The organism is Nocardia sp. NBC_01499, assembly GCF_045040275.1.
Taxonomy (GTDB): Bacteria; Actinomycetota; Actinomycetes; order Mycobacteriales; family Mycobacteriaceae; genus Nocardia.
Genome location: NZ_CP109426.1, coordinates 4298451 through 4312710 on the forward strand (window position 1 = coordinate 4298451; position 14260 = coordinate 4312710).

The following is a 14260-nucleotide window of genomic DNA, read 5'->3' on the forward strand; positions in this document are numbered from 1 at the left end:
TGACGCTTCGCAGGCTCAGCGTTCTGCGCGCTGATAGGCGGTGACGACCGCGGCGCCGCCGAGGCCGATGTTGTGCTGCAGGCAGGCGGTGACGTTGTCGACCTGACGCTTGTCCGCGGTGCCGCGCAGCTGCCAGGTGAGCTCGGAGCACTGCGCCAAACCCGTCGCGCCGAGCGGGTGTCCCTTGGAGATCAGGCCGCCGGAGGGGTTCACCACCCACGTGCCGCCGTAGGTGGTCAGGTTCTCGTCGATCAGCTTTCCGGCCTCGCCCTCGCCGCACAGGCCGAGCGCCTCGTAGGTCAGCAGTTCGTTCGCCGAGAAGCAGTCGTGCAGCTCGATGGCCTGGAAGTCCTCCGGGCCGAGGCCGGACTGCTGGTAAACCTGCTGTGCCGCTTGGACTGTCATGTCGTAGCCGACGAGGTTCTTCGCGGTCTCGTCGAAGGTGGACTTGAAGTCGGTGGTCATCGCCTGTCCGACGATCTCCACCGCCTGCGCGGCCAGATTGTGCTTGTCGACGAACGCCTCGCTGGCCAGGATCACCGCGCCGGAGCCGTCGGAGGTCGGCGAGCACTGCAGCTTGGTGAGCGGGTCGTAGATCATCCGCGAGCCGAGGATGTCATCCATCGAATACTCGTCCTGGAACTGCGAATACGGGTTGTTCACCGAGTGCTTGTGGTTCTTGTAGCCGATCTTGGCGAACTGCTCCGCGGTGGTGCCGTACAGCTTCATGTGCTCGCGGCCCGCCGCGCCGAACATCCACGGCGCCACCGGGAACAGCACCTCGGAGATCTCGGCGAGCGCCATGATGTGCCGTGCCATCGGCTGCTCGCGGTCGTCCCAGGTGGAGCCGAGCGAGCCGGGCTGCATCTTCTCGAAGCCGAGGGCCAGCGTGCACTCGGCGAGGCCACCCCGAATCGACTGTGCCGCAAGATAAAGCGCGGTCGAGCCGGTGGAACAGTTGTTGTTGACGTTGACCACCGGGATGCCGGTCATGCCCAGTTCGTAGACCGCGCGCTGGCCGGAGGTGGATTCGCCGTAGACGTAACCGACGTAGGCCTGCTCGACCAGGTCGTAGGCGATGCCCGCGTCGGCGAGCGCCTTGGTCCCCGACTCCCGAGCCATATCGGGATAGTCCCAATCGGTGCCGTCTTCGTTCTTGCGGCGGCCCGGCTTTTCGAACTTCGTCATGCCGACGCCGACGACATAGACCCTCCTCGCGGAGCGAGTCGATGAGGGGTGGTGGTCGGGTGACGGGTGGGCCTTGTTCGCCATCGAACTCCTCAGGTTTGGTGCCTGTCCCGGCGTGCTCCGCCAGGTGCCGTCCGCGGGCGGGCAGCGGTGGGCCGATCCGTCCGGAACCAGCTGAAAACAAACATACAGAGATGTATGTAAGTACGCAAGGTTGTCTCCGTTACCCGAGGTTGCGGCTACTAAATAGCCAGGTGATAGCATCCGGCCCGAGACATACAGGTGGAGGTGTATGTGTAGCCAGTTCATGCTGGTACGCAGCGAATCGCCGGGCGTCGGCGCTATACGGATTCCGTGGCTGTGACGTGACTCACCGCCCTCGATGACGTAACAGCCGTGTAATCGTTCGGAAATTCCCCGTCCACAACCGTGTACGACCGTCGAATGGTTGCAGTTTTCGGTGCGGGGATGAGGAGTAAAACGTGGTCGAGCTCGATACCCGATCGTCGAATTCCGACGGGATCGCCGCGGCGAAGGAAACGCTCGAGGACTACACGCTACGGTTCGCGCCACGCAGCTACCGGAAATGGAGCCCGGCCGTCGTCGGCATCTCCGCCCTGGGCGGCATCGCCTACCTGGCCGACTTCGCCATCGGCGCGAACATCGGCATCGCGCACGGCACCGGGAACGCGCTGCTCGGCATCGGCTTCTTCGCGATCGTCATCATGGTGACCGGATTCCCGCTCGCCTATTACGCGGCGCGCTACAACCTCGATCTCGACTTGATCACGCGCGGTAGCGGATTCGGTTATTACGGCTCGGTGCTCACCAATGTCGTGTTCGCGTCGTTCACCTTCATCTTCTTCGCGCTGGAGGGGTCGATCATGGCCCAGGGGCTGAAACTCGGTCTAGGCGTACCGCTGTGGCTCGGCTATCTCGCCTCGACGCTGCTCATTTTCCCGCTGGTCATCTACGGCATGAATACGCTGGCCAAACTGCAGGTCTGGACGACCCCGCTGTGGCTGTTGCTGATGGTGCTGCCATTCGGGTTCCTGCTGGTCCGCCATCCGGATTCGGTGTCGTCGTTCTTCGCCTACGGCGGCGAAAATGGTTCCGGGGTAAGCATTTCCGGCACGCTGCTGGCCGCGGGCGTGTGCCTCTCACTGATCGCGCAGATCGCCGAGCAGATCGACTACCTGCGCTTCATGCCGCCGCGGACGCCGGAGAACGCGCGCAAGTGGTGGGGCTGGATGCTGCTCGCCGGGCCGGGCTGGGTGGTCTTCGGCGCGCTCAAGCAGGTGGTCGGGTTGTTCCTCGCGGTGTATCTGATCGCGAATCTGCCTGCCGCGCAGGGCATCGCGAACCAGCCGGTGCACCAGTTCCTGGAGATCTACCGCGACATGGTGCCCGGCTGGCTCGCCATGACGCTTGCCGTGGTGCTCGTCGTGATCAGCCAGATCAAAATCAATGTCACCAACGCGTATTCGGGGTCGCTGGCCTGGACCAACTCCTACACCCGGGTCACCAAGTCCTACCCGGGTCGGCTGATCTTCCTCGCCGTGAACCTGGTGATCGCGCTGATCCTGATGGAAGCCAACATGTTCGACTTCCTCAACAACATTCTCGGCTTCTACGCCAACTGCGGCATCGCCTGGATCGTCACCGTCGCAACGGATATCGCGGTCAACAAGTATCTGCTGAAGATCTCGCCGAAGCAGCCGGAGTTCCGTCGCGGCATGCTCTACGACTTCAACCCCGTGGGGCTGGTCGGGTTCGGGCTCTCGGCGGTGCTGTCGATCATGACGTTCTTCGGGGTCTTCGGTGAGCTGCTGAAGCCGTACTCGCCGATCGTCGCGCTCGCGGTCGCGTTCGTGGCCACGCCGCTCACCGCGCTCGCCACCAAGGGCAAGTACTACCTGCGGCGCAGCGACGACGGCATCGACCTGCCGATGTACGACGAGCACGGCAACCCGTCGGGCGAGACGCTGACCTGCCACGTGACCGGGCTGGAGTTCGAACGCCCGGACATGATCGCCTCCGCGGTGCCCGGCCCCGAAGGCGAGATCCAGTACATCAGCTCCCTCGCCCTGTCCACCGACAAACTCGGCCACCACCTCCTCCCCCAACAGCACTGACCCATCCGGCGAGCGGGACATGTCGAGCGACGCTCCGACATGTCCGGCTCGCCGGTAAAGCGCTCTGACTGAACGACTGTTGGCTAGTATCAGCGAACACACAGTTCATCGGGGGGGTTGATGGTGTTGCGACGGTTCGGAATTGCGATCATCTCGGCAATCGTGTTGACCGCCTCGGCAGGTGCGAGCGCCGTCGCCGCTCCGGCGGGCACGGATCGCGCCGAACTCCAGCGGGCCATCGATGATCTGGTCGCCGCGGGCGCGGCCGGAGTCCAAGTGCGCGTGCATGATCAGCGCGGCGAGTGGACCGGCAGCGCCGGAGTCGCGGAACTCGGCCGGCCTGAGCCGGTTTCGGTGGACGGCGAGTTCCGCATCGGCAGCATCACCAAGATGTTCGTGTCCACGGTGCTGCTGCAATTGGTCGGCGAGGGCCGGCTGACGCTGGACGACCCGCTTGCCGAGCATCTGCCCCAGTTCGGCCTCGACCCGCGCATCACCGTCCGAATGATGTTGCAGCACACCAGCGGCCTGTTCAACTACACCGGTGAAGCACGGCCCGACGGCAGCACCGAACCGGGAATTCTGCCGCTGTCCGGCCGGGAGTCGGTGGACGCGGTGCAACGTGACTATCGGCCCGACGAACTGATTCGGTTCGCATTGACCAAACCCGCACGGTTCGAGCCCGGCACCGCCTGGTCGTACTCCAACACGAACTACCAGCTGGCCGGGATGCTGATCGAAAAGCTCACCGGACTGCCGTACAGCGTGCAGATCTACAGCCGCATCGTGGCGCCGCTCGGCCTCTGGAACACCATGTTGCCCGGCAACTGGCCGGAGATCGTCGGGCCGCACGCGCACGGATACGCCGCCTACACCGACGGCGGCGCGCCGATAACTGTCGATATCACCCGGCAAAATCCCTCATGGGCGGGCGCCGCCGGTGAAATCATCTCGACCACAAGAGATCTCGACACCTTCGTGACCGCACTGCTCGGCGGCCGCCTCCTCGCGCCACCGCTGCTCGCCGAGATGCGTGCCGTCCGTGCGATCGGGCCAGACGCGGGCTACGGCCTGGGGTTGGCGCAATTGGAGTTCACCCCGGACTGCGTCGGTCTCGGTCACAACGGCGGCGTCCCCGGCTACTACACGGATATGTACAGCACCGCCGATGGCACCAGGCGCATCGAAGTGTCCGTGACTATGGGGCCGACCATGGACTCGGGCAACCCGAGCACCCTCTTGCCGTTGATCGCGAAAGAGGAATCCGTGCTGACCAAAGGGCTGTGCGGGCAATAGCTACGAGTCGGTGCCGCGCACGTCCGCCAACGCGGCGTCGGCAATGTTGTGCAGGTGGGTGGTCGCGCGGCGCCAACGCCGTTGCGCGCGTTCGTTATCCGGGTCGACGAAGTTGGAGATCAGGATGCCGCGCAGGGCGTCCATCGCGGTGTAGATGAAGTCGCGCGCCTCTTTGCGGCGAATCTCGTCCGGCACGAACCGGGCGACCGCCATCAACACGGCGTTGTTGACGAACGGCTCGACCTTCTCCATCGCGGCGGCCAGTATCGGATCGGTCCGTCCGGCCACCCACAGTTCGACGGTCGCGATGAACAGCGGGCCCTGGTGCAGCTCCCACAGGAATTCCAGCGCCGCGGCGACCGGGTCGTTGCCGCGCTCGACCTTGGCCATCTCGCGCATCGCGGTCTCGGCGCGCAGTTGCGCCAGGTGACTGATCGCCGCGACCACCAGGTCGGTCTTGGAACCGAAGTGGTGCACCTGCGCGCCGCGGGTGACCCCGGCGCGTTCGGCGACCCGCGGCGTCGTCGTCCCGGCGTATCCGTATTCGACCAGACAGTCGATGGTCGCGTCGAGCAGCCGGGTGCGCATTTCGGTGCTGCGTTGCTCCTGGGTGCGCCGCTGCGGTTTCGCGACTTCGATCCTGGCCATCCGGCGATTCTACACTTACATACAGCTCTGTATGTTCAGACGAAGCGCGGCGTCAGGCGACCAGCGCGGCCGCCGCGACGAGGCGGGCGTCGCGGCGGGCCACCGCGATGGTGATCGCGAACAGCACCACGCCGACCACGGCGAGGCCGGCACCGACCATCGCCGGCGCGGTGTAGCCGAACCCGGCGGCGATCACGGCACCGCCGAGCCACGCGCCGGCGGCGTTGGCGATGTTCAGCGCGGCATGGTTCAACGCGGCGGCCAGGGTCTGCGCCTCGTGTGCCACGTCCATCAGCCTGGTCTGCAGCCCGGGCGCCAGCGACGCGCCGGTCGCACCGACCAGGAACGCGCCGATCGCGGCGGTGTAGGGATTGTGTGCCGCCGCGACGAAAACGGCGAGAATGACGGCCATGCCGATCATCGAGGCATAGATCGCCCGATCCACACCCTTGTCGGCGAGCACCCCGCCGACGATGTTGCCGACCACCATGCCGACACCGAACAGCATCAGTACCACCGGAACCAGTCCGGCCGACATCCCGGCGACACCGGTGAGCGTGGTGGTGATGTAGGTGTAGACGGCAAACATGCCGCCGAAGCCGATCGCGCCGACCAGCAGGGTCAGCAGCACCTGGGGGCGGCGCAGTGCGCCGAGTTCGGTCATCGGATTGGTCATGGTGATGCCGGTGAGCTCCGGTACGTACCTGATCAGGGCGGCTATCGTCGCCAGGCCGATGACCGCGACCACCACGTAGGCGTCGCGCCAGCCGAGATGCTGGCCGAGCCAGGTGGCCAAGGGAACGCCGACAACATTGGCGGCGCTCAAGCCGAGCATAACCGCGGCAACCGCTTTAGCGCGCTGCCCCACCGGAGCGAGCGTGGCGGCGGCCAGCGAAGCCACCCCGAAGTAGGCGCCGTGCGGCAGGCCGGAAACGAACCGGGCGAGCACCAGCAGGTGGAAGGTCGGCGCGAGCACGGTCGCCACATTGCCCAGCGTGAATGCCGCCATCAAGGCGATGAGCAACTTCTTGCGGGAGACCCGCGCGCACAGCGCCGCGATGACCGGCGCGCCGATCACCACGCCGAGCGCGTACGCCGATACCGCGTGCCCCGCGGTCGGCTCGGAGACACCCATGGCCCGCGCGATGTCCGGCAGCAAACCCATGGTGACGAATTCTGTTGTGCCGATGCCGAACCCGCCGAGTGCCAGCGCGAGCATGGCAGGCATATGCCAGGTCGTCCGCGCGGCTTCGGAGCGTGCGGAGGCCTGGGTGGCGAGGGGAGTGGTCACGTATCCATGAAACGCTTCTTAAGTCAGTTTCGCTTCCCCGGTAAACGTGAGTTGAGACACGCTAACAACGAGAAAACGTGCAGGTCAGCATGTAAAAAAAGTGCATTAAGGACACGTCATGCCCCATGACCTGGCAAATTCCGTTCGGAACCAATCGGGTACCAGGAAAACAGTCCGGGCACCCGTACCACCATGTGGTGCGGGTGCCCGTGAAGTCATCCCCCGGCGCCGGATTCGCTTCCAGCGCCGGGTGTTACCTGGTCAGCGGAGAGCGCGGGCCAGGTTGGCGTCGAGCGCGCCGAGGAATTCCTCGGTGCTCAGGTAGCCCTGATCGCCGCCGACGAGCGACGCGAGGTCCTTGGTCATCTGGCCGCCTTCGACGGTCTTGATGACGACATCCTCGAGGGTCTGCGCGAAGCCGATGACCTCGGGGGTGTTGTCGAGCTTGCCTCGGTGCTCGAGCCCGCGCGTCCAGGCGAAGATCGACGCGATCGGGTTGGTAGAGGTCGGCTTGCCCTGCTGGTGCTGGCGGTAGTGCCTGGTGACGGTGCCGTGCGCGGCCTCCGCCTCACAGGTCTTGCCGTCCGGGGTCAGCAGCACCGACGTCATCAGGCCGAGCGAGCCGAAGCCCTGCGCCACGGTGTCGGACTGCACGTCACCGTCGTAGTTCTTGCAGGCCCAGACGTAGCCGCCCTCCCACTTCATGGAGGAGGCGACCATGTCGTCGATCAGGCGGTGCTCGTAGGTCAGGCCCGCCGCGTCGAACTGGGTCTTGAACTCGGCATCGAACACGTCCTGGAACGTGTCCTTGAACATGCCGTCGTAGGCCTTGAGGATGGTGTTCTTGGTGGACAGATACACCGGGTAGTTCTGCTGCAGGCCGTAATTGAACGAGGCCCGCGCGAAATCGATGATCGAAGCCTTGAAGTTGTACATGCCCATGACGACGCCGCCGTCCTCGGGCATCTTCACGACCTCGTGCTGGATCGGCTCGCTGCCGTCCTCCGGCGTGAAAGTGATGGTGACCGAACCGGCCTGATACACCTTGAAGTCGGTGGCGCGGTACTGGTCGCCGAACGCGTGCCTGCCGATGATGATCGGCTTGGTCCAGCCGGGCACCAGGCGCGGGACGTTGGAGATGATGATCGGCGCGCGGAAAATGGTGCCACCGAGAATGTTGCGGATGGTGCCGTTGGGCGAGCGCCACATCTTCTTCAGGCCGAATTCCTCGACGCGCGCCTCGTCCGGCGTGATGGTGGCGCACTTGACGCCGACACCGTGGCGCTTGATCGCCTCGGCCGCGTCGACGGTGACCTGGTCGTCTGTCTTGTCCCGATACTCGATGCCCAGGTCGTAGTACTCGAGATTCACATCGAGGTACGGGTGGATCAGCTTGTCCTTGATGAACTGCCAGATGATCCGGGTCATCTCGTCGCCGTCGAGTTCGACGACGGTACCTTCAACCTTGATTTTGGACATGGATCTTCGTGTCCTCCTAGGATGGTGCCCTCATTGCACGGCCAGGTGAACACGCTTGTGAGCGGACCCCAGCTGTTCCAACAGACAACGTATATGCCCCGCGTTGTCCGCGAGACGAGTGGTCAAACAAGACAAGCGTACTGCTGCCGATGATCGTGGTGTGCGGGCAGCCCCCCGAGTGAGAAACCCCACGAACTTACTGACTGGTAGGTCATTTGCGCAATTCGCAGGTCGCCGCCCGCAACGACCTCGGTCCGCGCACCGCCGAGCTGGCGATACGCGGACCGAGGGGTACTACTTCGAGATCAGACTCCGACGTGCACCGGGCGCGCCCCGTCCTCGGAACCCTCGATCAGGTTCTCCGGCCGGTCCCTGATCATCAGCGCGATCACCGGGACGGCGGCAAGGAAGAACCCGGCGCCGACGTAGAACGCCACGTCGTAGCTGTGGATCGAGGCGCGGGCGATCAGGTTGTCGATCGTGGCATGGCTCTCCGCATAGGACTTGGCCGTCTGCACCGAGATGGTCGTCAGCAAAGCCGTGCCGACCGCGCCACCGACCTGCTGCGCCGCGTTGAGCAGCGCACTGGCCACGCCGGAATCCGCCTCCTCGACCTGGTGCAGCGCGACGGTCTGCATGCCGACGAACAGCGGGCCCATGCCGAGCGCGATCAGCACCTGCGCGGGCAGCACGCTCGACGCGTAACTGTCGCCGAAGCCGAGCTGAGCCAGCCACAGCAGGCCGAGCACGCCGAGCACCGCACCGGCCACCATCAGCGGGCGCGGGCCGAGCTTGGGCAGCAGCGCGCTGGTGATACCCGCGGAGATCGCGATACCGGCCGGGAAAGGCAGGAACGCGAAGCCCGCCTTCAGCGACGAGTAACCGAGGGTGATCTGGAAGTAGTAGCTGAGGAACAGGAACATCGCGAACATGGCGATCGGCACAAGCAGCGCGGCGAGGAACGCGCCGCCACGGTTGATCTCACCCGGAATATGCAGCGGCAGTAGCGGATTGGCCGAGCGACGTTCGATGACGACGAAGGCGATCAGCAGCGCGGCACCGGCGACGAGCAGGCCGAGGGTGCTGCCGGACAGCCAGCCGTCCTCGGCGGCGCGGCTGAAGCCGTACACGATCGCGATCAGGCCGAGCGTCACGGTGACCGCGCCGGGCACGTCGTAGCCGCCGGTGCGCGGCGTCGGCACGTCCTTGACCACCCACGCCAGCGCGCCGAGCAGGGCGAGCAGCGCGATCGGGGTGTTCACCAGCAGGCACCAGCGCCACGACGCGTACTCGGTGAGCGCGCCACCGGCGATCAGGCCGAGCGCGGCGCCACCGGCCGAGATGCCGGCGAACACGCCGAACGCGGTGGCCCGTTCGCGGGCCTCGGTGAAGGTCACCGACAGCAGCGACAGCGCCGCGGGCGCGAGCAACGCCGCGAACGCGCCCTGCAGCGCGCGCCCGGCGAACATCTCCGCGCCGTTCTGCGCGAGACCGGCAAGTGCCGACGCGGCGGCGAAACCGACCAGGCCGATGATGAACATCCTGCGTCGGCCCAGGTAGTCGGCCAGCCGACCACCGAGCAGCAGCAGGCCGCCGAAGATCAGCGTGTAAGCGGTGAGCATCCATTGCTTGTTGCCATCGCTGATGCCGAGATCCTGCTGGGCGAATGGCAGCGAGATGGTCACGATGGTGGCGTCCAGAACCACCATGAGCTGGGCCAACGCGATCACGCCGAGTGCGAACCAGCGTGCCGAACTGCCCTTTCTTACCGGAACTTCTACTGCTGTCGCAGTCTCGGTCACGTCGTCTCCTCATCGTAGGAAGTGCGTGGCTATCCTGTCACTAGCCGACATTTGTCGTCAAGAGAAAAATGTCGTGATGCGACATTTGACGGTTACGGACACGAAAACACTAGGTTGCGATAGGGTGTGCACATGCTCGAGTCACCGACGCCGACGGGCGCGAGTGCCGCAGCGGAAACTCCTGCGAGCGCCGCGCCGAACGCCAATCCCGGCCTGCGCGAACGCAAGAAGCAGCAGACCAGGTTGCGGATCATCGAGGTCGGGCTGAGCCTGTGCGACACACAGGGTTTCGACGCGACGACGGTCGAGCAGATCGCCAACGCCGCCGACGTCTCGCCGCGCACGATCAACCGGTACTTCGACAGCAAAGAGGACATCGTCCTCGGCCCGGTCCAGGACTTCGGCCAGGCCGTGGCGGAGGCGCTGCGCCAACTCCCGGTCGACGGCAACGAACTGGAATCGCTGCGCAAGGCGTTTCTGCACGTGATCGACCGAGCCGTGCACGAACCAGCGGGCGGCCCCATCTCGTTCCGGCAGTTCCAGCAGATGCAGCGGATCGTGCGCAGCAGTCCCTCGGTGAGCGCGCGCAGCCTCGAACACGCCGACAGCAAGAACAGGGCGATCGCCGCGGCGGTCGCCGAACGACTCGACACCACACCCTGCGCGCTCCCGGTGCGGCTGATCCTCGGCACCTGGCAGCTCATCGGCCATCTCGCGATGGAGTGCGGCGAGAGCATGTTCGACTATGACGATCTGCGCGCCGCGGCCGCGGCGGGCCGGAACTCTTTCACCGCGGCGTTCGACGAGTTCCGTCGCGTCTGCGGCGGCGCGCGGACCAGCGCGTCGGACTGAGTTCGCCGATAGGTTTCGGCCGTCGCGCGACGGCCGGTTATGATGCCCTCAGGTCATGAGTGCCAGCGCGAAGCCCCGGCTTGCTGGACGGCAACCCTCCAGCAGCGGTGGGGTGCTCCGGGTGATGACCGGGCTCTCGAAGGTCGAGAGCAAGCGCGCTTTCAGGAGGTTCCCGAAATGTGTTGTTGTCCTTCGCCCATATCCCGATAACCCTTGTAGTTCTGGCGAACAACCTTTTCCTTTGGAGCAAAGCTCATGAGTGATTCCACCGTGCCCGCGGCCGATGTCGATCCCACCGCGCAGTGGTCCTTCGAGACCAAGCAGGTGCACGCGGGACAGGCACCCGACGGCACCACCGGTGCCCGTGCCCTGCCCATATACCAGACCACCTCGTACGCCTTCCGCGACACCGATCACGCCGCCGCGCTGTTCGGGCTCGCCGAGCCGGGCAACATCTACACCCGGATCATGAACCCGACCCAGGACGTGGTCGAGCAGCGCGTCGCCGCGCTCGAAGGCGGTGTCGCCGCACTGCTGCTCGCCTCCGGACAGGCCGCGGAGACGTACGCGATCCTGAACCTGGCCGCGTCCGGCGATCACATCGTGTCGAGCCCGCACCTCTACGGCGGCACCTACAACCTCTTCCACTACACGCTGCCCAAGCTCGGCATCGAGGTGTCCTTCGTCGGCGACCCCGACAACCTGGACGAGTGGCGGGCCGCGATCCGGCCGAACACCAAGGCGTTCTACGGCGAGACCATCGCCAACCCGAGCAGCGCCATCTTCGACATTCCCGGCATCGCCGCCATCGCGCACGCGGCCGGGCTGCCGCTGATCGTGGACAACACGGTCGCCACCCCGTACCTGATCCAGCCGCTGGCGCACGGCGCCGACATCGTCGTGCACTCGGCGACCAAGTACCTCGGCGGGCACGGCGCCGCGGTGGCGGGCGTAATCGTCGACGGCGGCAACTTCGACTGGACGGTGACCGACGCGAAGGGACAGTCGCGCTTCCCCGGCTTCACCACCCCGGACCCGAGCTACCACGGCGCGGTATTCGCCGACCTCGGCGCGCCCGCCTTCGCGCTCAAGGCGCGCGTGCAACTGCTGCGCGACCTCGGCGCGGCGATCTCGCCGTTCAACGCGTTCCTGATCAGCCAGGGCATCGAGACGCTGAGCCTGCGGGTCGAGCGGCACGTCGCCAACGCCAAGGCGGTGGCCGACTTCCTCGGCACCCAGCCGGAGGTCACGAAGGTCATCTACGCGGGTCTGCCGTCGTCGCCGTGGTACGAACGCGCCAACCAGCTGGCGCCCAAGGGCCCTGGCGCGATCGTTTCCTTCGAGCTGCGCGGCGGTGTCGATGCGGGCAAGAAGTTCGTGGACGGATTAGCCCTGCACAGCCATGTGGCTAACATCGGAGATGTGCGCTCTCTCGTGATTCACCCCGCGTCGACCACACATTCGCAGCTGACGCCCGGCGAGCAACTGCTCGCGGGTGTCACTCCGGGCCTGGTCCGCTTGGCCGTGGGGATCGAGGGCATCGACGACATCCTTGCCGATCTGCGGGCCGGTTTCGCGGCGGCGGCGACGTGACATTGAGTACCGAACCGAGTTTCGCCCGTTCGTCCGGGGTGGCCCTGCCACCCTCGGACGGGCGGCTCGGCATCATCGCCATCGGAGACGTGAAGCTGGAGAGCGGCGCGGTCATTCCGCAGGTGCACCTCGCGGTGCAGCGCTGGGGTGAGCTCTCCCCCACGCTGGACAACGTCGTGCTGGTCGAGCACGCACTGACCGGCGACTCGCACGTGGTCGGCCACCCGGACGACATCCATCAGCTGCCCGGCTGGTGGGACGGCATGGTCGGCCCCGGCTGTCCGCTCGACACCGACGAGTGGTGTGTGATCGCGACGAACGTGCTCGGCGGCTGCCAGGGCAGCACCGGGCCCTCGACGCTGGCACCGGACGGAAAGCCTTGGGGCGCACGGTTTCCGGAGATCTCCATCCGAGACCAGGTGGCCGCCGAGGCGGCGCTGATCGACCGGCTCGGCATCGAGCGGCTCGCCGCCGTTGTCGGCGGGTCGATGGGCGGCATGCGGGTGCTGGAGTGGATGGTCGGCGCGCCGGACCGGGTCGGCGCCGCGCTGGTGCTCGCCGTCGGCGCCCGCGCCACCGCGGACCAGATCGGCACGCAGACCACCCAGATCGCGGCGATCAAGGCCGATCCGGACTGGCAGGGCGGCGACTATCACGACACCGACCGCGCGCCGATGACGGGCATGGGCATCGCCCGGCGCATCGCGCACCTGACCTATCGCACCGAGGACGAGCTCGACCACCGGTACGAGAACAGCGCGCAGGGCGCCGAGGATCCGTGGCGCGGCGGCCGGTACGCGGTGCAGAGCTACCTGGACCATCAGGCCGACAAGCTCTGCGGGCGTTTCGATCCGGCCACCTATGTGCTGCTCACCGAGGCGATGAACCGGCACGACATCGGCCGCGGCCGCGGTGGGGTGCGGGCGGCCTTGGCCGCGACGCCGGTGCCGTGCGTCGTCGGCGGCGTCGACTCCGACCGGCTGTACCCGCTGCGCACGCAGCAGGAACTCGCCGAGGGATTACCTGGCTGCGACGGACTGGAGATCGTGCACTCGCGCGACGGGCACGACGGGTTCCTCACCGAAGCCGCGGCGGTATCCAAGCTGCTGACCGAAACCATGCGATTGGCCCAGCAGAGCCGTCAGCCCATCCGCTGAATCCACCTCGAGCGCAGCACTTTTCGCGGTTAGTCGGAGGTGGGGGCGCCGACCAGTAGTTGGACGATGGCGTGGACGAATCCCTGGAGGCGTTCGCGGGGGTATTCGTCGGGTTCGCTGACGGCTAGGCGGCCGAGCATCTCCGCGACCTGCAGTAGCGAGTTGGTGAGCAGACCGGAATCCACTCCGGCCCAACGGGGTTCGAGTGCGGTGCCGACGCGGACCAGCGCTTCGGCCTGGTCGAAGATGCCCGCGCGGGATTTGCGCAGCGCCTCACGGTATTCGTCGGGGGCGTTGCCCGGCCCGGCCAGGATCAGTCGCCAGCGGGTCGGATTCTCCAGTGCCACACCGACGAACGCCTCGACGGTGGCCGAGGCGGCGACGACCGGGTCGGCGCCCATCAGGTCGGTCGGCAGGGTCTCGGCGACCTGTTCGAGGCCGCGCTCGCGCTCCCGTTCCAGCAGTGCCGCAACGAGTTCGGCGCGAGTCTTGAAGACGGTGTAGAGCACCGGCTTGCCGACGCCAGCCTCCTGGGCGACCGCCTCCATGCTCAGCTCGTGCAGTTCCACCCGGCTCAGCACCGCGAAGGCAGCATCGAGCAGCTGGGCCCTGCGCTGCTCCGGCGGCAGGCGCGGTGCGTAGCGCCGACGCGGCCGGTCCGCCGCGGCGCGCGATGTGGTCACTGCCGTCTCACCTCCATGCGGTCCATCCTGACAGCATCCCGGCCTCGATCCCGAATCCTTCCGATCACAAATGCTACGCAACCGTTGTATTCACTGCACGCAATTGCTACGGTTGCGTTGTATTCAACCCCGGTGC

11 protein-coding genes and 1 riboswitch are annotated in these 14260 nt (G+C 66.3%); of the genes, 5 read left to right on the forward strand and 6 right to left on the reverse strand.

Annotated features, from left to right (window positions below; all coding sequences use genetic code 11):
• Nucleotides 1–15 precede the first annotated feature (15 nt).
• Nucleotides 16–1272 carry a lipid-transfer protein gene (locus tag OG203_RS19870; RefSeq protein WP_405167137.1) on the reverse strand — a complete coding sequence of 419 codons (1257 nt, stop codon included), beginning with the start codon at nucleotides 1270–1272 and terminating at the stop codon, nucleotides 16–18.
• Between the two features lie 398 nt (nucleotides 1273–1670).
• On the opposite strand from OG203_RS19870, the gene OG203_RS19875 reads away from it, so the two are divergent.
• Nucleotides 1671–3323 (forward strand): purine-cytosine permease family protein, encoded by a 1653-nt coding sequence (locus OG203_RS19875; RefSeq protein ID WP_405167138.1) that lies wholly within the window; start codon nucleotides 1671–1673, stop codon nucleotides 3321–3323.
• Between the two features lie 162 nt (nucleotides 3324–3485).
• Entirely contained in the window at nucleotides 3486–4619 is a 1134-nt protein-coding gene (locus tag OG203_RS19880) for a serine hydrolase domain-containing protein (protein ID WP_405167139.1), read from the forward strand.
• Here the strand turns inward: OG203_RS19880 and OG203_RS19885 are convergent, their stop codons facing one another.
• The 4 genes from OG203_RS19885 to OG203_RS19900 form a co-directional block, all read right to left on the reverse strand.
• Complete coding sequence (locus tag OG203_RS19885; RefSeq protein WP_405167140.1) at nucleotides 4620–5267, reverse strand: TetR/AcrR family transcriptional regulator; 648 nt, start codon at nucleotides 5265–5267, stop codon at nucleotides 4620–4622. It lies immediately after the preceding gene.
• Between the two features lie 52 nt (nucleotides 5268–5319).
• Nucleotides 5320–6495, reverse strand: coding sequence for an MFS transporter (locus OG203_RS19890; protein ID WP_405167926.1), 1176 nt, complete (start codon nucleotides 6493–6495; stop codon nucleotides 5320–5322).
• A 324-nt stretch (nucleotides 6496–6819) separates the two neighbouring features.
• Nucleotides 6820–8037, reverse strand: a complete 1218-nt coding sequence (locus OG203_RS19895) for an NADP-dependent isocitrate dehydrogenase (protein ID WP_379286579.1) — start codon at nucleotides 8035–8037, stop codon at nucleotides 6820–6822.
• A gap of 305 nt (nucleotides 8038–8342) precedes the next feature.
• A complete protein-coding gene (locus OG203_RS19900; RefSeq protein WP_405167141.1) occupies nucleotides 8343–9839 on the reverse strand; it encodes an MFS transporter in 1497 nt (498 codons plus the stop codon).
• 132 nt (nucleotides 9840–9971) lie between these two features.
• On the opposite strand from OG203_RS19900, the gene OG203_RS19905 reads away from it, so the two are divergent.
• The 3 genes from OG203_RS19905 to OG203_RS19915 all read left to right on the forward strand — a co-directional run bounded on the left by OG203_RS19905 (nucleotide 9972) and on the right by OG203_RS19915 (nucleotide 13441).
• Nucleotides 9972–10691 (forward strand): TetR family transcriptional regulator, encoded by a 720-nt coding sequence (locus OG203_RS19905; protein WP_405167142.1) that lies wholly within the window; start codon nucleotides 9972–9974, stop codon nucleotides 10689–10691.
• 51 nt (nucleotides 10692–10742) lie between these two features.
• Nucleotides 10743–10853: riboswitch (SAM riboswitch) on the forward strand.
• A gap of 93 nt (nucleotides 10854–10946) precedes the next feature.
• The gene (locus OG203_RS19910; RefSeq protein WP_405167143.1) at nucleotides 10947–12284 is read left to right on the forward strand and encodes a bifunctional o-acetylhomoserine/o-acetylserine sulfhydrylase; all 1338 of its coding nucleotides are present in this window, start codon (nucleotides 10947–10949) and stop codon (nucleotides 12282–12284) included.
• A 38-nt stretch (nucleotides 12285–12322) separates the two neighbouring features.
• Nucleotides 12323–13441: a homoserine O-acetyltransferase gene (locus tag OG203_RS19915; RefSeq protein WP_405167927.1), complete on the forward strand. Its 1119-nt coding sequence runs from the start codon at nucleotides 12323–12325 to the stop codon at nucleotides 13439–13441.
• A gap of 29 nt (nucleotides 13442–13470) precedes the next feature.
• Here OG203_RS19915 and OG203_RS19920 read toward each other — a convergent pair whose 3' ends face one another.
• Nucleotides 13471–14124, reverse strand: a complete 654-nt coding sequence (locus tag OG203_RS19920; RefSeq protein ID WP_405167144.1) for a TetR/AcrR family transcriptional regulator — start codon at nucleotides 14122–14124, stop codon at nucleotides 13471–13473.
• Nucleotides 14125–14260 lie beyond the last annotated feature (136 nt).

Excerpts from the sequence above, each read along its gene's own strand:
- OG203_RS19870 (WP_405167137.1), bottom strand. The coding sequence starts at position 1,272 with ATGGCGAACAAGGCCCACCCGTCACCCGACCACCACCCCTCATCGACT.
- OG203_RS19885 (WP_405167140.1), bottom strand. The coding sequence starts at position 5,267 with ATGGCCAGGATCGAAGTCGCGAAACCGCAGCGGCGCACCCAGGAGCAA.
- OG203_RS19890 (WP_405167926.1), bottom strand. The coding sequence starts at position 6,495 with ATGCCTGCCATGCTCGCGCTGGCACTCGGCGGGTTCGGCATCGGCACA.
- OG203_RS19895 (WP_379286579.1), bottom strand. The coding sequence starts at position 8,037 with ATGTCCAAAATCAAGGTTGAAGGTACCGTCGTCGAACTCGACGGCGAC.
- OG203_RS19905 (WP_405167142.1), top strand. The coding sequence starts at position 9,972 with ATGCTCGAGTCACCGACGCCGACGGGCGCGAGTGCCGCAGCGGAAACT.
- OG203_RS19910 (WP_405167143.1), top strand. The coding sequence starts at position 10,947 with ATGAGTGATTCCACCGTGCCCGCGGCCGATGTCGATCCCACCGCGCAG.